Genomic DNA, 270 nt, shown 5'->3' with positions numbered 1-270 from the left:
GGGCATCGCCATGGCCTGCGCGCCGGTCTTCTTCGCCGGGCATGACTACGGCCTGCTGGTCATCATCGCATCGGTCATCTTCGGCGCGACGGTGGACTCCGCGTTGCGGGCGCGTCGCCTCTAGGCCGCCGTGAACTTCAGCGCCACACCATTGTTGCAGTAGCGCAAACCCGTTGGGCGTGGCCCATCGGGAAAGACATGTCCTTGGTGCGCCAGACAGCGGGCGCAATGGTATTCGGTGCGTGGAACGCCGATGGCCATATCGCGTGT

The 270-nt window shown here is 64.8% G+C and carries 1 protein-coding gene; it reads right to left on the bottom strand.

Features of this window, described 5'->3' with window-relative positions; all coding sequences use genetic code 11:
- Positions 1-120: 120 nt before the first annotated feature.
- Positions 121-270: peptide-methionine (R)-S-oxide reductase (locus CVH10_RS20805; protein WP_146143213.1), on the bottom strand; the 150-nt coding region annotated here is incomplete at its 5' end.

This window comes from Halomonas sp. ND22Bw, assembly GCF_003011945.1.
Taxonomy (GTDB): Bacteria; Pseudomonadota; Gammaproteobacteria; order Pseudomonadales; family Halomonadaceae; genus Halomonas; species Halomonas halophila.
Note: the sequence above shows the minus strand (reverse complement) of the source record. Positions and strands in the feature narration are given on the sequence as shown.